Genomic DNA, 21,023 nt, shown 5'->3' on the forward strand with positions numbered 1-21,023 from the left:
GCCGTCAGGTCGTCGGCCGACGCGCGAACTGCGCCGGTGTCGCCTGGTACCGCTTCTTGAAGGCGCGGATGAAGTGGCTGCTGTCGGTGAAGTGCCAGCGCGCGGCGGCCTCGGAGACGGTGAGGCGTGATCCGGGGGCGGTGAGCGCCGCGGCGGCCTCCTCCAGGCGCCGGCGGCGTATGTAGGCGCTGAACGACTCGTCCAGACTCGCGAAGGCCCGTTGCAGGGTGCGCAGGGAGACGTGCAGGTGCGCGGCGACGGCGGCCGGGGACAGGTCGGCGTCGGTGAGGCGGGCGTCGGCCAGGTCCCTGGCCGCCTGGGCCAGCGCCGGGGTGAAGGCGGGCTCGCGGTCGTCGAAGTGGTCGAGGAGCAGCCCCTTGGCCAGTTCGAGCAGGGCGTTGCGGGCCGCGTGCGCGGCCGCGGGGCCCAGGTCGCCCACGGTCCGCTGGACCATGCTGGTGTGTGCCATGAGGATCTGTGCCGCGGGCGAGGTGGCCCGGCCGGCGCGCGGTTTCCCGGCGACCAGGGACCGCAGGGCGTCGCCGGGGAAGATGAAGATGCGGCTGCCGATCTCGGGCGTGGTGTGGAAGTGGTTCTCGGTCACGACGTGGTGCGCGAAGTAGGTGCCGGCCGAGACGCGGGCGTCACCGCCCTGGTCGTGCGGCTCCCGCAGGGTCATCGCGCCGCGCAGCACGAAGTACAGCCTGACGTGGTCGTGTTCGTGCGCACCGACCGCCCGGGTGCTCAGGGGTGAGGAGCCCCAGAGTTCGTTCACGGCGGTGTCCCGCAGGGCCACCGAGCGCATGGTCCCCTGGAAGCCGTCGAGGGTGGAAGTGCTGAACTCCGGCAGGGGGTACAGGTCTCCCATGCGGTCGTTCCAGGTGTCGACGAACGGCTCCCACGTCCTGCGGCCGGTGCCCGTGGACCCGGCGTCGACGGTGAACGTGCCCATCCTGTCGCTCGGACCGAGGAAACGCGGTCTGTCGCTCATGTGCCCTCCGCGCCGGCGAACGTGTCGCCGGGATCCCGTCTGATGTCGCAAACGTACATGCCTTCCGCGTACGGCCGTTCCTACGCTTGGCCGTGATTCAACCGTCAACGGTCCGCCGCCCGCGGGTGTCACCGCCGGGTCGCCGTACGCCGGCGCCGCATACCGCACGCCGGCGCCGCACGCCGCACGGTGGCGCCGTACGCCGGCGCCGCCGCGGGCGCACCGTCCGGTGGCGGAGTCCTCGTCCGGTGGCGGAGTCCTCGTCGCGTCCGGTGACCGACTCCCCCCCGACCGACCCCCCCGACCGACCCCCCCAGGAGACCACCGCGATGATTCCCGCTGACGACCCGTCCCGGTCGCTGACCGTGGCGAACCCGGACGACCCCGGCACGACGTACGTCTCGCTCGTGGGCAACACGTACGCCATGCTGATCACCGGCGAGCAGACCGACGGCCGGTACTGCCTGATCGACATGCGCGTGCCCGACGGCGGCGGCCCGCCCCCGCACCGGCACGACTTCGAGGAGATGTTCACGATCCTCGAGGGCGAGATCGAGTTCACCTTCCGCGGCGAGAAGCACACGGTGCGGGCCGGGTCCACGGTCAACATCCCGGCCAACGCGCCGCACAACTTCCGCAACGTCTCGGGTGCGCCGGCCCGCATGCTGTGCATGTGCACCCCGGCCGGCCAGGACGAGTACTTCCTGCGCATCGGCGACGTCGTCGAGGGCAAGGACGCGCCGCCGCCGCGGCTGTCGGAGGACGAGGTCATGGAGCGCCGCCGCCGTGCGGCCGAGCTGGCCTCGGCCTACCGGAGCGAGTTCCTGTAGTTCCTGCAGCCCGCGGGACCGGCACGCCCGGCCGCCGGGCGGTGCGCGTCGGGCCGGGCGGCGTGCACCGGGCCGGGCGGTGCGCGTCGGACCGGGGGCGTGCGTCGGGCCGGACAGCGTGCACCGGGTTGGGTGGCGCGCATCGGGCCGGGCGGCGTGCACCGGGTTGGGTGGCGCGCACCGGTCCGGGCGGCCTTCGAAAGTCCCTGGGGCAGGCGGGGCCGGGCCAGGCCCCGGGGCCCGTCCCGCCGCGGTCACGGACGTGGCCGTGCCCAGGGGGTGACCGTGACGAGCGGCCCGGTGTCCCGGCCGCGGACAGGCCGCCGGCCTGGGCGGTGGGTGACCGCACTCCTCACTCCTCGCGCTGCTCGAACTGCTACTGCTACGAACCGGGGAGCGCGGGTTGGGCGCGGTGGGACTGGCGGACCGGCTGGCCGCGGCGCGAGCCGGGGCACTGGTGGGCAGGGAGCCGGAGCGGGCGGTGCTCGACCGGATGCTGTCGGGCGCGGCGGACGCCCCGCTCGTGGCCTACCTGCACGGTCCCGGTGGCATCGGCAAGTCCTCGCTGCTGCGCCACGCCGCGTGGCGGGCCGGGCTCGGCGGACGCCGCGTGGTGCAGGTGGACGGCCGGTTCCTCGGCGGTGATCCGCGCCGGCTGGCCAAGGAGGCGGCCCCGGCGTGTGCCGAGCCCGGCGCGGTGCTGCTCATCGACAGCTTCGAGCGGTGTCAGTCCCTGGAGGCGTGGCTGCGCGACACTTTCCTGCTGCGGCTCGCCGACCGCGCGACCGTGATCCTGGCCGGCCGGGTCGCCCCCGACGCGGAATGGTGTCTGGACCCGGGCTGGGCGCGGCTGTTCACCGCGCTGGCCGTGCGTCCGCTGGACACCGCCCGGTCCCACGCCCTGCTCGCCGCCCGGGGGGTTCCCGCCGAGCGGCGCGGCGCCCTGGTCGCCTTCGCCGGAGGCAATCCGCTCGCCCTCTCCCTGGCCGCCTCGATGCCTGCCGGGGCGCCCGGCGTGCCGTGGGAGCCGGCCGGCGACGTCCTGACGACCCTGGTCGAGCGGCTCGTGGGCGGCCTGCCCGGCGCCGCCCACCGGCGGGCCCTGGAGGTCGTCGCGCAGGCCCGCGTCACCCGGGAGCCGCTGCTGCGCGCGGTGCTGGGCGACGAGGACACCGACGCGGTGTTCCGCTGGCTGCGTCAGCTGCCCTACATCGAGGCCACGCCCGAGGGGCTGTACCCGCACGACGCGGTGCGGGCGACCCTGGCGGCCGACCTGCGCTGGCGGAACCCCGAGCGCTACGACGACGTCCGCGTCCGCGTCTCACTCGCCGGCCTGCGCGCCGTACGCGACGCCTCCGAGGAGGACGTGCCGGCGCGGGTCGCGGAGTGGATGTTCCTCTTCCGCGGCCAGGGGGGCCCGGACGACCCGTACACCCACCGGGCGCACCCGCACATCGAGGAGACCGCGCTGCGGCCCGAGGACGTGCCGGGCGTGTTACGCATGGCCGAGAAGGAGGAGGGCCCGGCGTCGGCGGCGGCGGTCGCGCACTGGGTGCGCCGCCAGCCGGAGGCGTTCCGCGTCCACCGCTACGCGGGCTCCCGCACGCCCGTGTCGTTCATGGCCGTCCTGCGGCTGGACGCGTCCCTGCCCGAGGACCACGCCGAGGACCCGGTGATCGCGGCGGTCTGGGAGTTCGTGGAGGCGGTCGCGCCCCTGGGGCCGGGCGAGCATCTGGGCATCCGCCGCTTCGCGGTGCAGGCCGGCGGGCACCAGCGGCCCTCGCCGCTGATGGAGCTCATCGGCCGGCGTGCCATCGGCGAGGAGATGCGGGCCAGGGGACGCGCGATGACCTTCACCGTCTTCGAGGACGCCGACCGGTGGGGGAGCCACCTCGCCGGGGCCGGGCTGCCGGAGCTGGTGGCCGTGGACGTCGGCGGGCGGCGGCAGCACGTCTTCGGCCGGGACTGGCGGCGGCAGACAGTGGAACAGTGGGCGCGGCACCGGGCGCGCGCCGGGGTCGCGCCGGTGGCGACCTGGCCCGCGGCCGACGCCATGGGCGGTCCGGGCGGCCGGGTGCCGCGCGCGGCGTTCGCGGAGGGCGTGCTGGAGGCACTGCGCACCTGGCACACGCCCCGCGCGTTCGCCACCAGCGTCCTGCTCGACTCCCCCCTGGTGCCGCCGGGTTCGTCCGACCCGGCCGCGGACCTGCGTGCCGCCATCCTCACCGCCGTCGACGCGATGCAGACCGACCCCGCCGGCGTCAAGGCCCACGAGGCCCTCACCGCCACCTACATCACGGCCTCCCGCACCCACAAGGCCGCCGCCCGACGGCTCGGGGTGCCCTACGGCACCTACCGGCGCCACCTCGCCCTGGCCAAGGAGCGGCTCGTCGCACATCTGCTGCGGCAGCCGTCGCCCCCGGCCGCGTCCGGGAGCGGCGACGCGGCGCCACCGGGCTGACGGCCGCGCGCGCCGCGCGGCCGGCGGGCGTGAGGGGCGAGGCGACGGGTCCGCGCGGTGACCGGCGGGCGAGGGGCCGCCCGTCGGTACCGCGCCCGCCGCGCGCCGCTTCGCCGGTGCCGCGTCCGCCGTGTGCCGCTTCGCCGGTGCCGCGTCCGCCGTGTGCTGCCCGGCGCCCGGCCTGCTGCGGCCGTCACCCCTCCCGGCCGTCCGTCCGGCCCCCGCGCACGGGCGGGTGAACCCGCGCGGTCACGCCCCTGGAGGGCGCTGTACCACCCGCTCCCCCGTGCGCGGGAGAGCGGAACCCGTTGCGGCGAAGTGTGAGCATTCAGGCCCCGGGTGTCACCGGGGCGCTCAAAAGAGCACTTGCGCGGTCCTGTCTCCCTTCCTGGAGATCCATGGGCGGACGACCGTCGTCGTCCCCGGCAACGTCCTCTTCGAGCGCAAGCCGGCCCGTCCCAAGCAGCCGTGGACCGAGAAGCCCTGGGTCTACGCCTTTCGTACCGCCCAGCCCTCCACCCTCAAGCAGAACCCGCTCACCCGGGCCCGCCTTGAGGACTTCGTGCAGTGCTGCCGGCCCGACGAGGACCGCTCCAAGTGCGGGGACGGAACGCTTCAAGGCGTTCACCCACGAGGAACCGGCCGCCCGCGACAAGGCCGACCTCGACATCACCTGGCTCCGCGACCCCGGCCTGGACGACGCGGACAGCCTTCCCGCGCCCGAGGTGCTCGCCGCGACCGCGGAGACGCCGCCGCAGTGTTCCGGGACGGCAAGCAACTCGTCCTGCTCGGCCACGACGGTGGCGGGCTCGCTCGGCACGAGTGCGATCTGGACTTCGGCCGCGTTGCCGACGCCTTTACCGAGCACCATTACGTGTGGGCGGACGTCGATCCTCACCAGGACGAGTTCCGCCGCCGGGTCCCGGGTGCTCCCGGTCTCCCGGAGGGTGCGAACGCCATCCTCAAGGCCCGCCAGGAGTCGCTGGAGAAGAAGGGGCGCTTCCACGAGGACGTTTGGGAACTTCGTGGGGAACTGGCTCGTCTCGGCGTCGTGGTGCGGGACGAGAAGCGACGCCAGTACTGGAGGACGTCGCGGAAGTCAGGTCCGGCCGCGGAATGAATGACGGTGAGACTGTCTGGACCGTGTCCCTCGGCCACCTCAGCCCCGTCGAGTTCGAGGAGAAGCACTACGCCGATCAGGCAGCGGCCGAACCGGTGCACCCGAAACCCTGCCGACCCCTTCTGACCAGCTAGTCAGCACCTCCCGCACAACGGGGGAAGCTCAGGGGCTGGACGAGGACGACGAGGGCGGCGGACCAGGCTGAAGCGCCGGTCGGGGCGAGCAGTCGAGCGCCCGTCGCTTCGTCCGCTTGGAGCCGGCAGCGGCCCGCGGGTGAAGGGCCGCACCGTACGATGAAACGGTGACCGTACGCAGCCTTTCAGGCAGCCGCTCCGCCGGGCGGCTGTTCGCGCTGCTGGTCCTGACTGTGCTGGCCGGCGTGCTCGGCATGCACGCCCTGCCCCCCGGCGGTGCGCCGGCGGCGCACGCCGACGCCGGCCATCAGACGGTGACGGCTGCACCCGCCGATGCCGGCCATCAGACGGTGACGGCTGCACCCGCCGACGCCGGCCACCAGATGGTGACGGCTGCACCCGCCGGTGATCACCAGGGAGCCGAGGACCGCTCGCACACCAAGGGCAGCGCCGGTCACCTGGATCACGCGGACGCCATCTGCGCGGCCGCCGGGGTCGGCGTGCCCTACACGCCCCCCGCGCTGACCGCGGCTCTCATGGACGCCCCGGCCGCCCACACCCCGATGGGAGCGGCGCCGGCGTCCGCCGTGAGCGAGCGGGCCCCGCCCGACCTGTCCGAGCTGCAACTCCTGCGGACGTAGAGCGACCCGCACGGCACCCTCCTGTGTGTCCCGGCTCCTGCCGGTGACCGGTGCCGCGCCCTCGCACGCCCTCGTTCTCCACCACATCCGCGCGCCCCAGTGCCTGGGGCGGCGTGAAGGAGTCGCACCACCATGAACAGCACGCGTTCCCTCGTCCGCCGTACCGCCGCTGTCGCTGCCGCCGGCGCGGCCGCGCTCGTCCTGACCGCCTGCGGCACAGACGGCGACAGCACAGCCGGACACGACGGCCACAGCACGAAGTCGCCCTCCGAGTCGGCACCGGCCTCACGAGGTCAGCACAACGCGGCCGACGTCACCTTCGCCAAGGGGATGATCCCCCACCACCGCCAGGCCGTGGAGATGGCCGACCTCGCGCCGTCGCGGGCACGGTCGGCCGAGGTGAAGACGCTTGCCGCGGACATCAAGAAGACCCAGGACCCGGAGATCAGGACGCTGTCCGGCTGGCTGGCCTCGTGGGGCGAGGAGGTCCCCGCCGAGGGCACCATGGACCACTCCATGCACGGCGGGGGCGGGATGATGAGCGCTGAGGAGATGCGGCAGCTCAAGGACGCCTCGGGCAAGGCGTTCGACACCGCCTTCCTGGAGATGATGATCAAGCATCACGAAGGCGCGGTCGCCATGGCCGAGACCGAGCGGGCCGACGGCGCCTACGAACCGGCCCGGAAGATGGCCGGGGACATCATCGCCTCCCAGACCGCCGAGATCACCCGGATGAACAAGCTGCTCGGCAAGAACTGACCCCGCCCGCCGGCCCGCCGGGGGCGGGACGCTTCCCGCGCCCGCCCCCGGCCCGGCGCACCCAGTCGTCGCGTCGCCGCTCTTCCCGCCTTTTCCCGCACGACAGTCTGGACCCCTCGTGACCAGCCCTGTCCGCGTACCCCGCCGCCGCGCTCGCGCCGCCTGCCTCCTGACGGCAGCCGGCCTCCTGCCCGCCGCCTGCTCCGCCCCCGGTACCGCCGGTACCGCTGCCCGGTCCGCGGCGCCGGACCCGGGGGCCGGCCACCCGCACGGCCCGGGTCTCGACCCGGCCGCCGACACCGTTCACGCCGCCGGCCGCCACGGCGTCTTCCGCCTCACCGGCGACAGCGCCCAGCGGGTGGCCGACCGCCACCGGGACACGATGGGCTTCACCTCACCTCACCTCACCTCACCGTCACCGGCCCGTGCACGTTCCTCGCCTCGGGCCACCCCTCGCCCGCCGACCCCGAAGCCCGCTCCCCGCATCTGGGCCTGGTCCGCAGCACCGACGCCGGCCGGACCTGGACGGTCCTCCATCAGCCGCCGACGACACCCGAACACCCCCTAGGGGAATACCCCTGGGGGGTATGGCGTTCGTGGTGTGGAGCCCGGCAGCGGGACACACTGGACGGGGAATGGGGATGAAGGACATGGACCACAGCGCACACCACACACCCACCGTGCACGACCACGCCGCTCACCACGCCGGCCATCACAGTGGCCACGGGCGGTCGGGCGCGTCGTGGCCGACCGCGGCCAAGGCGACCTTGCACTGCCTCACCGGCTGCGCCATCGGCGAGGTCCTCGGCATGGTCATCGGCACGGCCCTGCTGTGGGGCAATGTGCCCACCATGATCCTGGCGATCGCCCTGGCCTTCGTCTTCGGCTACTCGTTCACGCTGTTCGCGGTCCGCCGGGCCGGCCTGGACTTCAAGAGCGCCGTCAAGATCGCGCTCGCCGCGGACACGGTCTCCATCGCGGTCATGGAACTCGTCGACAACGTGATCATCGCGCTGACGCCCGGAGCGATGGACGCCCACCTGTCCGACGGGCTGTTCTGGTCGGCTCTGCTGGGCGGCTTCGCCGTCGCCTTCCTGATCACCACTCCGGTCAACAAGTGGATGATCGGCCGCGGCAAGGGCCACGCCGTCGTCCACGCCTACCACTGACCCTGAACCACGGTGATGCGCTGACCGCTTGAGCTCACCACCGTTTGGTGACAGGCGGCCGACGCGTCCAGTGAATCCGTGCGATCCAGGGGTTCGGGGCGGCGCGAACCCCATCAGATCCGATGACGATTGCTGACAGGGTTTGACGACGGACAGGGTCCGGTTCTCCGAACGGAAGGGCCCCGGTGGCGAACCCGCTCTACAAGCGGGTCTCGACCGACCAGCGGTCGACCGCCCGGCAGGACCTGGTCCTGGAGGAGGATGCCCCGGTCCCGGAGTCGCCGGTCGCACCCGGCATGCCGGGCAAGGTCGCCTACTCCCTCCGCGCGGGCCACGCTCGACCAGGGGGTGACCGTACGGCGCGGCCAGGGCTTCCCCGCGGTCCCGGCCCAGTGCGAAGCCCGCCGGGAGTACGAGAACCGGGGCAACGCGCTCACGCCCTGACCATGATCGTTCTCGGCGCCGACCGCTGCACCGATGTCCCCCGAGGCCGTAAGCGCGTGGCCCGTCACCCGGGGCGCCGGGGGACGGGCCACGCGTCGACGCCGGGCCCTGCCGCCGAGTCGATGACACTTCGGGTCGAAGTGTCATCGGTTTCCGGGAGGGTGGTCCGGAGGGCGGTGAGTACGTCAGTGGCCAGAGGCGTACGGCAAGAAGGCCGCCCAGGTGGTGGGGGTGACGGCGAGATGGCCTCGGTGAGGGTCTTTCGAGTCGCGCACAAGGACGTGGTCCAGCTCCAGATCGGGAGTGGCCACCTCGACGCAGTCGGGGCCGTCAGACGTGCTGTAGCTGCTCTTTATCCACTGCATGTTTCTCCGAGTACCTTTTCGATGAGGGCCGTTGATTCCCGGGGGCTGAGAGCCTGCGCCCGGATGATCCCATAACGCATGTCGAGGAGTTGCACCTCTTTCTGGTCGGTGATCACCCGGCTGATGTGCTGCACCTCCACGTGCCCGACCGTTGTGCCGTCCTTCAAGCGGAGCAACCGGAACGAACCGTCGAGTCCCGAGTTCTCTTCACAGCTCAGCGGGAGCACCTGGAGGTCGACGTTGCAGAAGCCAGCGACCTCCAACAGTCGTTCGAGCTGCCTGCGCATCACCATCTTGCCTCCGATCAGCCGCCGGAGGGTCGACTCGCACTGGACGAAGCTGAAGACAGGGCGGCCTGTAGTGCCGTCGACGATCTCCTGGCGAACCATGCGGGCTGCCAGGTGCTGCTCCAGCTTGTCGTCCGTGAAGGGTGGTCTACGCGCGCCGAGTACCGCCCGCGCGTACTCCTCCGTCTGCAACAGCCCGTGGACGACGGAGTTGTTGTAAGCGCACAGCTCCGTCGCGTCGTCCTCCACCTTCTTCAGATCCCGTACCTTCTTCGGGTACCGGACGTCCGCCAGGTCCTTCTGCAGCGCCGCGATCCTGCCGCCCGCGTTCAGGACCTCGTCCGCCGCCTCCAGGTACTCGGGGCGGGGGATGCGTCTCATGCGCTCGACGGACGAGACCAGCTCCTCGCCGTACCCGATGGCCGCTCCGAACTCCGGCTGGGTGAGGCCGGCGGACTCGCGCCACAGCTTCAACTGCCGGGCCACCGTCCTGATCACGCCCGTGGCCTCGTCGTCCTCCGGAGCCACGTCCCACTCGCCCATGCCTACCGCCCTCCCGTCGCCGTACGTCCCGGACGGAAACCGGCCGCCACCTGGACAGCTCTCGTCCGCACGGGGTGATTCCCTTCACAGGCTACGCATGCGTCGACACGCTCTGTGATGTGAACCGACACATCACCCGTACTCGGCACTTCACCGTGCCGCTCTCCGCGACCCGGCGCGGTGCGCGCCTCGCCCGCTTGCTGGCCGTCGAAAAGCTGAATGAGTGGGGGCTGCCGTTGGACCCCGCCCGGCTCGTCGTCGCCGAACTCGCCGCCAACGCCGTCCTGCACGGGCGGGTACCGGGGCGGAGTTTCCGGCTCGGTCTCTCCGTCGGCGAGGGCGGGGTGCTGCGGATCGAGGTCGTGGACGCGCGGGGGGACCGGTTGCCCGGTCAGGGGGAGGCGGCGGACGGGGAGTCGGGGTACGGGTTGGTGCTGGTCGGGGAGTTGGCGGATCGGTGGGGGGTGGTCGGCGGGCCCGTGCCGTGCAAGACGGTGTGGGCCGAGATCGATCCCGTCTGACCGGAGCCCGGAAACACGGGAGCCGGTGGCGCGGAGGCCGGAGCGGCGGGCGGTGAAAGACCAAAGAACTCGGGGAAAGAACCCTTCCCAACCCAACCAAACCCGGTGTACGTCACTCGGGTGGGTGAAAGGGGCTGGCGGGGCTGGCGCGGGCGCCGCGCGGGCGGGCACTCTCGGGACCAGGCAACTCCGCCGCCGCATATGACACATGCGGCCCCCGCCAGGGACTAGCACTCCCAGGGCGAGGGCCTCACCAAGTAGGAAGCGAAACCCTTCCCTTATGGCTGCGCGACAGCTTATCCCTGCCCAACGCTCGCGTGAGGGCGTTCCCCGTACCGCCGCCCCCTCGGGGGTCACGCACGTACGGACGTACCAACCCGACCGGTACACCATCATCGGCAACCACCTCGCCCAGCACCGCCAGTTGTCGCTGGTCGCCATCGGGCTGGCCGTGTACATCCTGTCGCTGCCGGACGGCGGCGCCTCCGACATCCGTACGCTCGCCGCCCGTTTCCCCGAGGGGCGGGACCGGATCGGGTTCGCGCTGCGGGAGCTGGAGGCCAGCGGGTACATCGAGCGGGTGCGGGAACGGGTCGACGGGGGGCGGTTCGTCACGCGGACGTTCGCTCACGACGTGCCGGGGGAGCGGAGGGCCCCTGTCCCCGTCCCTGCCCCCGCCCCTGAAGTACCCGCGGTCGTGGAGGCCGAGCCCGTCGTGGAGGAGGCCGAGCCGCCCCGCAGCGAGCATGAGGAGAAGGCCGAGTCGCTGCTCGTCGGGCTGCGGCGGTCCGACAGCCGGTTCACGCTGTCGCGCAAGGACGTGCGGCGGCTGGTGCCCGCCGTCGTGGCGTGGTTCGAGAACGGGGCGAACAGGACGGCCGTGCACCACGCCCTGACCCATGACGTGCCCGTTCTCCTGAAACATCCGGCCGGATTCCTCGCGTACCGGCTGAAGGAGACGCTGCCGCCGCCTCTGCCGCCCGTGCCGGAGACGGTCGTCCTGGCGACGCGTCAGGAGCACGAGACGAGACCCTGGTATCCCATGACCAACTGCGCGGGGTACTGCGGTCGCCCCTTCCGCGCCCCCGAGGGTTCCTGGTGCCGGGACTGCCGGGACCGCCGGGCGAGAGGGGACGCCGACCGTGGCTGACGAGACGATGCGGGCGGCCTACTGGCACGCCCACAGCACGCTCCTGCAGATGTCCTCGCTTCTGGAGGTGCTCAGGGACGAAGGGGCAGGCGGTCACGGCGTGGAACCGCACGCCGGTGCCGCGCTGTGGGCGGTCCGGCTCGCCGCCGTGGTCCTGGCCCCGGCCGTGCCGGGGGCGGCGCGACCGCCGTTCACCGACGACACCGACCGGCTCCTGTACCTGGCCGGCCAGTGGCGGGACGCCGCCTTCGACCTCGGCGAGTTCGCGATGCCGCCGCCCGCCCTGCGGGTCGTCAGGGACGGTGACCGTGGTGAAATGGCGCCGTGAGCCGGGCTGTCGAAGAGAGCAACCGCCGCATGCTGCGGGCGCGGGACGCGATGGACCGGGAGTACGCGCGGCCGTTGGACGTACCGGCGCTGGCGCGGATCGCGCACGTGTCGCCGGCGCACTTCGCGCGGACCTTCCGGGCGACGTTCGGGGAGACCCCGCACCGGTACCTGCAGCGGCGGCGCGTGGAGCGGGCGATGTTCCTGCTGCGGGAGACCGGGCGGAGCGTGACCGACATCTGCTTCGAGGTCGGGTTCGGCAGCACGGGGACCTTCAGCCGCACGTTCCGGGACATCGTCGGGCGGTCGCCGCGGGAGTACCGGAAGGCGGCGGTGGCCGCGCGCGTGCCGACCTGCTTCACGATGGCGTGGACGCGGCCGAGCGACTGAGCGGCTGAGCAGTTTCGGATAAGTATCCGGGCGCTCCGCTCAGTAGCGTGGCGGTCATGTTCAACGCCATCACGCATTCGCAGATATACGTCCTCGACCAGGACGAGGCCCTCGACTTCTACGTCGGCAAGCTGGGGCTGGAGGTCACGGCCGACGTCGACATGGGCTTCATGCGCTGGCTCGCCGTCGGCGTTCCCGGCCACCCCGGGCGGGAGATCCTGCTGGAGAAGCCGGGCGCTCCGGCCATGTCGGAGGAGACGGCGCAGCAGGTGCGCGAGCTGGTGACCAAGGGCGCGATGGGCGGATGGCTCATCCTCACCACCGACGACTGCCGCAAGACCTACGAGACGCTGCTGGAGAAGGGGGTGGAGTTCACGGAGGCGCCGACCGAGCGGCCGTACGGGATCGACTGCGGGCTGCGCGACCCCTTCGGCAACCGCATCCGCTTCACCCAGTCGAAGGGCTGAGAGCGGCCCGGCCGGCCGCGCGTCGGTGAGGCACACGGGAGCGGGCGCGGGGGGAATGCCGGGACCGATCGGGACGGGATTCCCCGGGCACGCCGTGCACGGTGCGGCACGCCGTGCGCGGTGCGGTGCGGTGCGGCCGGGGGCGAACCGGCGGTGACGTCCGATCGCGGGCGCGCGTCACCCTCAGGGACGGATTGTGCGCATTCGGTGACGAAAACCGGGGCGGGGTGCTAATTTCGCACACATGGAGATCGGTGAGCGGGTAGCCCAGGCGCGAGCGGAGCGCGGCGTCACTCAGGCTCAGCTGGCGGCGTCGGTCGGCATGGACCGCACGGCACTGGCGAAGATCGAGTCGGGCAGTCGTCGGGTGTCCGCCGTGGAACTCGTCTCGATCGCGCGCGAACTGGGACACCGGGTGGAGTGGTTCGTGGAGGAGGCCCCGCCCGCGCTCGCCTCCTACCGCAGGGCCCGGCCCGGGGCGGCCGTCCAGGACATCGACACGGAACTCGACTCGCTGGTCCGCGACGCCGAGTTCGTCACCTCCCGCTGTCCGGACCTGGTCGCCGGGCAGCCCGGGCCCGTACCGCACCCGGCCACGGGGGAGGAGGCGGAGGAACTGGCGGCCTCGGCCCGTCGGCTGATGGGGCTGGAGCCGTCGCAGCCGGTCTACGAGTTCTCGCGGTGGGCCGCGGTCCTGGGCCTCCTGGTGTTCTCGGTGGATCTCGGAGAGGGGGCGGACGCCGGCACGGTGCTGCTGAGACGCGGTGGCGTCGCGCTGGTCAACGGGCACTGGCGGGTCGGCCGGCGTCGCCTCGCCGCCGCCCACGAACTGGGGCACTACCTCGTCGCCGACCAGTTCTCCCTGGACTGGCGGGTGGCCGCCGCGGAGGCCCACGGCATCGAGGCCAGGCTGGACCGCTTCGCACGGGCACTGCTCCTGCCCGGCGCGGACCTCCGGGAACGCTGGGCGGACTGGCTGGACATCCCGGAGGAGACGTGGCGGGACGCGGCGGTGCGTGCCGCCAGCCACTACGGGGTGGACATGGCGACCCTGGCGCGCAGACTCGTCGAGACGGGACTGGCGGACGGCGACCGCGCCGCCGCGATCCGGCGGATCCAGACCAAGCAGGCCGACATCGTGGAGAAGAACCTCGTGGTCCGCGACGAGCTGGCCCCGGTGGCTCTGCCGCGCCCCTACGAACAGGCCGTTCTGAAGCTTTACCGGCACGAGGTGGTCACCGCCGACCGCGCTCTCGGGCTGCTGCGCGGGAGTTTCCGGCGCGACTCCCTCCCCGACCTGCCCCCGCTGCCGGAGACGGAGATCTGGGACGTGACGTCGTGACCGGTGGGCAGTGCACCTATGTGCTGGACACCGGACCGCTGAGTCATTTCGCCCGGGCGCAGTGGTTACGCGTGCTCGAAGTCGTGCTCAAGGAGCACAGGGTGGTGATCCCCGACGTGGTCGCCGAGGAACTGCGCAACGGCGTCGCGCAGCACCCCCACCTGAGCTCCGTCCTGGACGCCGACTGGATCAAAACGGTCCTCCTCGACACACCCGTCCTGCACAGGGCCTTCGCGCGCTACGAGAGCCAGCTGGTCGGCCCGGACGGGCGCAACGTCGGCGAGTGCGGGGTGCTCGCGCCGGCCGAAACCCTGCCGGACGCCGTGGCGGTCGTCGACGACCGGGTGGCCGTGAAGGCCGCGCGAGCGCGCGACGTCACCGTACGCCGCACCCTGGGCCTGCTCTGCGACGCCATCCACGCCGGCCTCCTCACGGTTCCCCTGGTGTCCGCGGTGGCGGACGACCTGCTCGCGGGGGACTACCGGCTTCCCTTCAAGCCGGGCGGATTCGCCGAGTGGTGCGCCCGCGAGGGCGTCTTCTGAAGGAGCCGCGGCCCCGCCCCCGCTCGCGTGCCCGTCAGCGGCGGGCCGGGTGGTGGGGACCGGGTGGTGGCGGGGCGGGTGGTGGCGGGGCGGGTGGGCGTGGGCCGACTGCGCGTCGGCAAAGGCATCGTGGGGGCGGGCGTAGCGTAGGTGGTATGTCGACGTATGGAAGCTTTCCCGGAAGCCGGCCCCGGCGGCTGAGGTCCACCCCCGTGATGCGTCGGATGGTCGCCGAGACGCGGCTGCATCCCGCCGATCTCATCCTTCCGGCGTTCGTGCGGGAGGGGATCGGCGAGCCCGTGCCGATCGCCGCGATGCCGGGGGTCGTGCAGCACACGCGGGACACGCTGAAGAAGGCCGCCGTCGAGGCGGTGGAGGCCGGGATCTCCGGGATCATGCTCTTCGGCGTGCCGGAGGAGGAGAAGAAGGACGGGCTCGGGACGGCCGGGACCGATCCGGACGGGATCCTCCAGGTCGCGCTGCGGGACGTGCGCGGCGAGGTCGGCGACGAGCTGCTCGTGATGTCCGACCTGTGTCTCGACGAGTTCACGGACCACGGGCACTGCGGGGTGCTGGACGGGGAAGGCCGCGTCGACAACGACGCCACCCTCGAACGGTACGCCGAGATGGCCCAGGTGCAGGCCGACGCCGGGGCGCACGTCGTCGGGCCGAGCGGGATGATGGACGGGCAGATCGGGGTCGTCCGGGACGCCCTGGACCAGATCGGGCGGGAGGACGTCGCCATCCTCGCGTACACGGCCAAGTACGCGTCCGCCTTCTACGGGCCCTTCCGGGAGGCCGTCGGGTCGTCCCTGAAGGGGGACCGGCAGACCTACCAGCAGGACGCCGCCAACGTGCGCGAGTCCCTGCGGGAGCTGGCGCTGGACCTGGAGGAGGGCGCCGACATGGTGATGGTCAAGCCGGCCGGGCCCTACCTCGACATCCTGGCGAAGGTGGCGGAGGCCGTGGACGTGCCGGTCGCCGCCTACCAGATCTCCGGTGAGTACTCGATGATCGAGGCCGCCGCGGAGAAGGGGTGGATCGACCGGGACCGGGCCATCCTGGAGTCGCTGACCGGGATCAAGCGGGCCGGTGCGCGGAACATCCTGACCTACTGGGCGGTGGAGGTCGCGCGCACCCTGCGCTGACCGGACGTACCCGACTTCGCGCGGCACGCGGCGCGGTGTCCCTAGTAGGTCAGGGCCGTGGCGCGGTCGGTCAGCCAGTAGGTGACCGACAGGGAGTCGTCGACGTGGACGCCGGCGGCGGGCAGGCTGACCGTGGCGATGGAACCGTCGTCGAACGGGATCGTCAGCGTGGTCGCCGTGTGGCCGTTCGCGGCGCTGCCGTCGCCGGCCGAGAGCAGGACGCCCGCGTAGCCGGAGCCGCCCGGCTCCAGCGTGGTCAGCGCCTGCGGCTTGCTGTCCTCCATGACCGGCGGCACGGACTGGGCCTCGCCGAACCTGGCCGCCGGGTAGGTGGGCAGGGAGCAGGTCCTGGAGCCGGTGTTGGTGGCGGTCAGGAGCAGGTGGTTGACCGGGCGGGACACCTCGGTGGCGGTGATCTGCACGTCGTCGGCGGAGCAGTCGCCGGGGACCGTGGAGTCGGCGTCGTTCCCGGTGGTCTTCTGGGAGCCGGCGGTGGTGCCGTCCTGCTTGCCGGCGGTGTCCGTGCCGGTCGTGCCCGTGCCGGTCGTGCCGGTCGTGGTGTCCGTGCCGCTCGTGCCGCTCGTGTCGCTCGTGCCGGTGGACGCGGTGTCGTCGGTGCCGGTCCGCGCGGTGGTGTCCGAGGAGGCGGACGCGGTGCGCAGGCCGGTGGCCGAGCCGTCGTCGCAGGCCGTCAGGGAGAGCGCGGCCAGGGCGACGGTGGCGGCGGCGAACAGACGGACCCGAGTGGTGCGTGCGGACATGAGGTGATCCCCTTCACAGGTGGGTGGGAGTGGCGCCGCTCGACCGTCGCCGGGAGCGGCTGCTTGACTGGTCACAGCCTGCGGCAGCGGCCGTCCCGGTCGCCAGCCGCGGCGGCACACGCGGGACGCTGGGACGTCTGGAACCACTCTGACCTGGAGAGACGTCCCTGTCCTGGGACGCGGTGCGGGGACAAGGGGAGCGGGAGAAACGGTGACTGCGGACGATTTCGCGGGACTGCTGCGGGAGCTGAAGGAACGGTCGGGCCTCAGCTACGGGGCACTGGGCAAGCGGCTGCACATGAGCGCGTCGACGCTTCACCGGTACGTCAAGGGCGAGGTCGTACCGACGGAGTTCGCCTCCGTCGAGCGGATGGCCCGGCTGTGCCGGGCGACGCCCGAGGAACTGCTGGAACTGCACCGCCGCTGGATCCGCGCGGACGCGCTGCGCGGGGTGAAGACGGACGGGGCGGCGGAGCAGAGGGAGCGGGGGGAACAGGGGGAGCAGGGGGGCGGTGCCGCCAAGTCCGGTGGTGCGACTGCGAGTACGGGTGCTGCGGGTGCTGGTGCGGGCGCGGGTACGGGCGCTGCGGGTGCCGGTGCCGGTGCAGGTGCCGGTGCGGGCGCGGGCGCTGTGGGTACGGGCGCGGGTGCTGCGGCGCGTGGCGGGGAGCCGTCGGAGGAAGCGGCCGTACCGGACGCGACGGCTGCCGCCTCCGGCGCGGGCGACGGTGAGCCGGAGGGCGACCCCGCCGAAGTCACCGTGGTCGGGGAGGCGACTGCCGGTGACGGCGAAAGGGGCGGGCGCTCCCGCAAGCGTGTGCTGTACGCCGCCGGCACGGGGGTCGGGCTGGCCGCGGCCGTGGCGCTCGTGATCGGGCTGCTCCCGGACGGGGAAGAGGGGCGGGACACCGCGGACGCCGTCGGGGCGACCGTCTCCACACAGCCCTCCGCGCGCTCCTCGGCCCCGTCACCGACCGCCGGCCGGTCGGCTTCCCCCAGCGCGAGCGCCAAGGCCACCGCGAGTGCCGGTACCGGCCCGCGGACCGCCGCGAGCAAGAGCGGGGCCGCGACCGCGTCCGCGTCCGCGTCGGCGGCGGCACCGGCGGCCGACGGCCCCGTCCCGGTCACCGTGCAGACCACCCCGCACTACTGGGACCACCCCTGCGACCAGAGCTTCCTGGTCGACCGCAGCCCCCAGAACGTGCTGGAGCCGCCCGCCCAGCAGGACTCGGCCGGCTGGATCGCCTCCTTCGGCGCCGTCGCCGCCGACCGGCAGCAGGTCGCCCTCACCGTGCAGGGCACGGGCGAGGAGACGGTCGTCCTGAACGCCCTGCACGTACGCGTCCTCAGCAGTGACGCGCCGCTGACCTGGAACGAGTACGCGATGGGCGTCGGCTGCGGGGGAGGGGTCGGCACCAAGTCGTTCGACGTCTCGCTGGACCTGGGCAACCCGCTGGCCACGCCGGTCAACGGGCAGCGGAACTTCCCGTACAAGGTGACCGAGTCCGATCCCGAGGTCTTCTACGTCACCGCCCACACCAGCGGGCACGACGTGCGCTGGCAGCTGGAGCTGGACTGGTCCAGCGGGTCGCGCAAGGGGACGCTGCGGATCGACGACCACGGCAAGCCGTTCCGCACCAGCGCCTCGGGTACCTCCTACTACGGCTGGCCGCTGGGCGGAAGCGAGTGGGTGCGGTTCGAGGAGGGATGACGAGGAGGCGCGGCGGGGAGGCGCGGCGGGGAGGGGGGAGAGGAGAAACGGCGAGGGACCGGTGAAGGTTCAACAGGCGTGCGGCGTAAGGTGATCGGGCCGTCCCGTCCCTCGTGACCTCCCGGAGACTCCCATGCCCGGTGACGCCCTCAGCCAGGACCCCGCCGAACTGCGCAGGAGGATCGACAGCAGCAAGGCGCACCCCGCCCGCGTCTACGACGTCTTCCTCGGCGGCAAGGACCACTACCCCGCCGACCGCGACGCCGCGGCGGCCGGGCTGGCCGCCAACCCGCGCGGCTACCTGGACGTGCGGCACAACCGCGACTTCCTGCGCCGCGCGGTGACCGCGCTGTCCCGGGAGGACGGCATCCGGCAGTACCTGGACATCGGCACCGGCCTGCCCACCGCCGAGAACGTCCACCAGATCGCCCAGCGCATCGCCCCCGACTCCCGGGTGGTGTACGTCGACAACGACCCCGTCGTCCTCGCGCACGCCCGCGCCCTGCTCACCAGCGGGCCCGAGGGACGTACGGACTACATCGACGCCGACCTGAGGAACCCGGCGCGAATCCTCGAACAGGCCGCCAGGACGCTCGACTTCGACCGGCCGGTCGCGCTCTGCCTGGTCGCCGTCCTGCACTTCGTGGCGGACGAGGAGGCGTACCCGGTGGTGCGGAAGTTGATCGACGCGCTGCCGCCGGGCAGCCGGATCGTGCTCAGCCACCTCACCGAGGACCTGAACCCGGAGAGCATCCGCGCGGTGCAACGGACCTACACCGAGCGGGGGTTCACCTTCGTGCTGCGGTCGAAGGGCGAGGTCGAGCGGTTCTTCACGGAGAACGGGCTGGAACTGGCCGAGCCGGGCGTCGTGCCGGTGCACCACTGGCGGGCGGACCACGCGGCACCCGTGCCCGAGCAGCCGGAGCCCGGTTACCTGGCGGGCCTGGAGGAGATCGAGAAGGTCCGGTACCGGGACATCGACGACGTCACGGACGCGGACATCAACGTGTACGCGGGGGTCGGCCGCAAGGGCTGAGCGGTGGCCGGCGCTGCGCCGAGCCCGCCCGCCGCACACGTGCCGCGGCCCGTCCCCCTCCGCCGGGAAGAGGGGGACGGGCCGCGGCACGTGTCACGACCGGGGCGTCAGAGCCGCTCGGGCGTCCTGATGCCCAGCAGGGCCATCCCCCGGTGCAGCGTGCGGGCCGTGATGTCGCACAGGAACAGGCGGTTCTCCACCTGCGCGGGCGTCTCGGCCTTGAGCACCGGGCACTTGTCGTAGAAGGACGTGTAGAGGGAGGCGAGCTGGAACAGGTACGCGGCCAGCTTGTGCGGGGCGTACTCCGCCGCCGCCTCCGCCACCGTCTGGGCGAACGAGTCCAGGTGCAGGCCCAGGGCGCGCTCGGGCGCCGCCAGCGCCAGCTCCGGGTGGGCGGCCGGGCCGGTGCCGTCGGCCTTGCGCAGGATGGAGCGGATGCGGGCGTAGGCGTACTGGAGGTAGACGGAGGTGTCGCCGTTGAGCGAGACCATCTGGTCCAGGTCGAACTTGTAGTCCCGGCCGGCCGACGTCGACAGGTCCGCGTACTTCACCGCGCCGATGCCCACCTGGGTGCCGCGCTCGGTGATCTCCTCCTCGGACAGGTCCCGCGCCTTCTCCCGCACGACCGCCGAGGCGCGGTCGATGGCCTCGTCGAGGAGGTCGACCAGGCGGACGGTCTCGCCCGCCCGGGTCTTGAACGGCTTGCCGTCCTTGCCCAGGACGGTGCCGAAGGCGAGCTGGACGGCCTTGACGTCCTCGCCGAGCCAGCCGGCCCGCCGGGCCGTCTCGAAGACCATCTTGAAGTGCAGGGACTGGCGGGCGTCGACCACGTAGAGCAGCGTGTCCGCCTTCAGGCCGAAGACGCGGTCGCGGATCGCGGAGAGGTCGGTGGCCGCGTAGCCGTAGCCGCCGTCGGACTTCTGCACGATCAGCGGGACCGGCTTGCCGTCCGGGCCCTTGACGTCGTCGAAGAAGACGCACAGGGCGCCCTCCGAGCGGACGGCGACGCCCGACTCCTCCAGCAGGCGGCAGGTCTCGGCCAGCATGTCGTTGTACCCCGACTCGCCGACGATGTCGGGGTCGCGGATCTCCATGTCCAGCTTCTCGAAGACGGAGAAGAAGTAGATCTTCGACTCGTCCACGAACTTCTGCCACATGGCGAGCGTGTGCGCGTCCCCGGCCTGGAGGTCGACCACCCGGCGCCGGGCCCGGGTCTTGAACTCCTCGTCGGAGTCGAACAGCCCCCGCGCGGCCTTGTAGAGGCGGTCGAGGTTGGACATCGCCTCCTCGCCGGAGACCCGGGAGTCCTTGTGGTCCAGCTCGTGCGGGTGCTCGTCCAGGTACTGGATGAGCATGCCGAACTGGGTGCCCCAGTCGCCGATGTGGTGGCGCCGGACCACCGTCTCCCCGGTGAACTCCAGGATCTGCCGGACCGCGTCGCCGATCACCGCCGAGCGCAGGTGGCCGACGTGCATCTCCTTCGCCACGTTCGGCTGGGCGTAGTCGATGACCGTGGTGCCCGGCGCGGCGGCGTGCGGCACGCCGAGGCGGCCGGTGTCGTCCGCGTACCGCGCCGCGAGGTTCTCGGTGATGGCCCGGTCGCTGATCGTGATGTTCAGGAAGCCGGGGCCGGAGACCTCGACGTCCGCGATCAGACCGCCCGCGGTGCCGCCCGAGGTGAGGTGCGCGACGACCTCGGTGGCCAGCTCGCGCGGGTTGGCCTTCGCCTTCTTGGCCAGCGCCAGGATGCCGTTGGCCTGGTAGTCCGCCCGGTCGCTCCGGCGCAGCAGCGGGTCCGCGCCGGCGTCCTGGGGCCGGGTGGCCGACAGGGCGGACGCGAGGTGCTGGTGGACGGAGTCGCTGAGGGACGTGACCGAGGCCATA

General features: G+C 72.7%; 21 protein-coding genes. 16 read left to right on the forward strand and 5 right to left on the reverse strand.

What is annotated here, in order from left to right:
• Window positions 1–4: 4 nt before the first annotated feature.
• Window positions 5–991 (reverse strand): helix-turn-helix domain-containing protein, encoded by a 987-nt coding sequence (locus ACY1JF_RS00110; RefSeq protein WP_462702874.1) that lies wholly within the window; start codon window positions 989–991, stop codon window positions 5–7.
• A gap of 329 nt (window positions 992–1,320) precedes the next feature.
• Here ACY1JF_RS00110 and ACY1JF_RS00115 point away from each other — a divergent pair, with 329 nt between their 5' ends.
• The 6 genes from ACY1JF_RS00115 to ACY1JF_RS00140 all read left to right on the forward strand — a co-directional run bounded on the left by ACY1JF_RS00115 (window position 1,321) and on the right by ACY1JF_RS00140 (window position 8,105).
• Complete coding sequence (locus ACY1JF_RS00115; protein WP_462702875.1) at window positions 1,321–1,821, forward strand: cupin domain-containing protein; 501 nt, start codon at window positions 1,321–1,323, stop codon at window positions 1,819–1,821.
• A 412-nt stretch (window positions 1,822–2,233) separates the two neighbouring features.
• On the forward strand, window positions 2,234–4,282 hold the full coding sequence (locus ACY1JF_RS00120) for an ATP-binding protein (RefSeq protein WP_462703172.1): 2,049 nt from the start codon (window positions 2,234–2,236) through the stop codon (window positions 4,280–4,282).
• 757 nt (window positions 4,283–5,039) lie between these two features.
• Entirely contained in the window at window positions 5,040–5,402 is a 363-nt protein-coding gene (locus ACY1JF_RS00125; protein WP_462702876.1) for a CysS/YqeB C-terminal domain-containing protein, read from the forward strand.
• A 301-nt stretch (window positions 5,403–5,703) separates the two neighbouring features.
• A complete protein-coding gene (locus ACY1JF_RS00130) occupies window positions 5,704–6,177 on the forward strand; it encodes a DUF6153 family protein (RefSeq protein WP_462702877.1) in 474 nt (157 codons plus the stop codon).
• A 132-nt stretch (window positions 6,178–6,309) separates the two neighbouring features.
• Window positions 6,310–6,936, forward strand: a complete 627-nt coding sequence (locus ACY1JF_RS00135; RefSeq protein WP_462702878.1) for a DUF305 domain-containing protein — start codon at window positions 6,310–6,312, stop codon at window positions 6,934–6,936.
• Between the two features lie 650 nt (window positions 6,937–7,586).
• Window positions 7,587–8,105 carry a DUF4396 domain-containing protein gene (locus ACY1JF_RS00140; protein WP_462702879.1) on the forward strand — a complete coding sequence of 173 codons (519 nt, stop codon included), beginning with the start codon at window positions 7,587–7,589 and terminating at the stop codon, window positions 8,103–8,105.
• Between the two features lie 629 nt (window positions 8,106–8,734).
• On the opposite strand, the gene ACY1JF_RS00145 is transcribed toward ACY1JF_RS00140, so the two are convergent.
• Together ACY1JF_RS00145 and ACY1JF_RS00150 are read right to left on the reverse strand one after the other, a co-directional pair.
• Entirely contained in the window at window positions 8,735–8,914 is a 180-nt protein-coding gene (locus ACY1JF_RS00145) for a DUF397 domain-containing protein (protein WP_462702880.1), read from the reverse strand.
• Window positions 8,902–9,744, reverse strand: a complete 843-nt coding sequence (locus ACY1JF_RS00150; protein WP_462702881.1) for a helix-turn-helix domain-containing protein — start codon at window positions 9,742–9,744, stop codon at window positions 8,902–8,904. The genes ACY1JF_RS00145 and ACY1JF_RS00150 overlap by 13 nt, the downstream gene beginning before the upstream one ends.
• 119 nt (window positions 9,745–9,863) lie before the next feature.
• Here ACY1JF_RS00150 and ACY1JF_RS00155 point away from each other — a divergent pair, with 119 nt between their 5' ends.
• The 8 genes from ACY1JF_RS00155 to hemB all read left to right on the forward strand — a co-directional run bounded on the left by ACY1JF_RS00155 (window position 9,864) and on the right by hemB (window position 15,631).
• Complete coding sequence (locus ACY1JF_RS00155) at window positions 9,864–10,265, forward strand: ATP-binding protein (protein WP_462702882.1); 402 nt, start codon at window positions 9,864–9,866, stop codon at window positions 10,263–10,265.
• A gap of 280 nt (window positions 10,266–10,545) precedes the next feature.
• Complete coding sequence (locus tag ACY1JF_RS00160) at window positions 10,546–11,415, forward strand: helix-turn-helix domain-containing protein (protein ID WP_462702883.1); 870 nt, start codon at window positions 10,546–10,548, stop codon at window positions 11,413–11,415.
• A complete protein-coding gene (locus ACY1JF_RS00165; RefSeq protein WP_462702884.1) occupies window positions 11,408–11,743 on the forward strand; it encodes a hypothetical protein in 336 nt (111 codons plus the stop codon). The genes ACY1JF_RS00160 and ACY1JF_RS00165 overlap by 8 nt, the downstream gene beginning before the upstream one ends.
• A 29-nt stretch (window positions 11,744–11,772) precedes the next feature.
• Window positions 11,773–12,132 (forward strand): helix-turn-helix domain-containing protein, encoded by a 360-nt coding sequence (locus tag ACY1JF_RS00170; RefSeq protein ID WP_462703173.1) that lies wholly within the window; start codon window positions 11,773–11,775, stop codon window positions 12,130–12,132.
• Between the two features lie 56 nt (window positions 12,133–12,188).
• A complete protein-coding gene (locus ACY1JF_RS00175) occupies window positions 12,189–12,599 on the forward strand; it encodes a VOC family protein (protein ID WP_462702885.1) in 411 nt (136 codons plus the stop codon).
• Between the two features lie 244 nt (window positions 12,600–12,843).
• Window positions 12,844–13,941 (forward strand): helix-turn-helix domain-containing protein, encoded by a 1,098-nt coding sequence (locus tag ACY1JF_RS00180; RefSeq protein ID WP_462702886.1) that lies wholly within the window; start codon window positions 12,844–12,846, stop codon window positions 13,939–13,941.
• Window positions 13,938–14,483: a hypothetical protein gene (locus ACY1JF_RS00185; RefSeq protein ID WP_462702887.1), complete on the forward strand. Its 546-nt coding sequence runs from the start codon at window positions 13,938–13,940 to the stop codon at window positions 14,481–14,483. Before ACY1JF_RS00180 ends, ACY1JF_RS00185 begins: the two co-directional genes overlap by 4 nt.
• Window positions 14,484–14,638: 155 nt before the next feature.
• A complete protein-coding gene (gene hemB / locus ACY1JF_RS00190; RefSeq protein ID WP_462702888.1) occupies window positions 14,639–15,631 on the forward strand; it encodes a porphobilinogen synthase in 993 nt (330 codons plus the stop codon).
• A gap of 41 nt (window positions 15,632–15,672) precedes the next feature.
• Here the strand turns inward: hemB and ACY1JF_RS00195 are convergent, their stop codons facing one another.
• The gene (locus ACY1JF_RS00195) at window positions 15,673–16,392 is read right to left on the reverse strand and encodes a DUF4232 domain-containing protein (protein WP_462702889.1); all 720 of its coding nucleotides are present in this window, start codon (window positions 16,390–16,392) and stop codon (window positions 15,673–15,675) included.
• A 211-nt stretch (window positions 16,393–16,603) separates the two neighbouring features.
• On the opposite strand from ACY1JF_RS00195, the gene ACY1JF_RS00200 reads away from it, so the two are divergent.
• Together ACY1JF_RS00200 and ACY1JF_RS00205 are read left to right on the forward strand one after the other, a co-directional pair.
• Window positions 16,604–18,103 (forward strand): helix-turn-helix domain-containing protein, encoded by a 1,500-nt coding sequence (locus tag ACY1JF_RS00200; protein ID WP_462702890.1) that lies wholly within the window; start codon window positions 16,604–16,606, stop codon window positions 18,101–18,103.
• Window positions 18,104–18,236: 133 nt separating this feature from the next.
• Window positions 18,237–19,139, forward strand: coding sequence for an SAM-dependent methyltransferase (locus ACY1JF_RS00205; protein ID WP_462702891.1), 903 nt, complete (start codon window positions 18,237–18,239; stop codon window positions 19,137–19,139).
• A 107-nt stretch (window positions 19,140–19,246) separates the two neighbouring features.
• Here the strand turns inward: ACY1JF_RS00205 and argS are convergent, their stop codons facing one another.
• Window positions 19,247–21,022 (reverse strand): arginine--tRNA ligase, encoded by a 1,776-nt coding sequence (gene argS, locus ACY1JF_RS00210; RefSeq protein WP_462702892.1) that lies wholly within the window; start codon window positions 21,020–21,022, stop codon window positions 19,247–19,249.
• Window position 21,023: the final 1 nt, after the last annotated feature.

The sequence above is a fragment of the Streptomyces sp. SYSU D01066-1 genome, assembly GCF_054956795.1.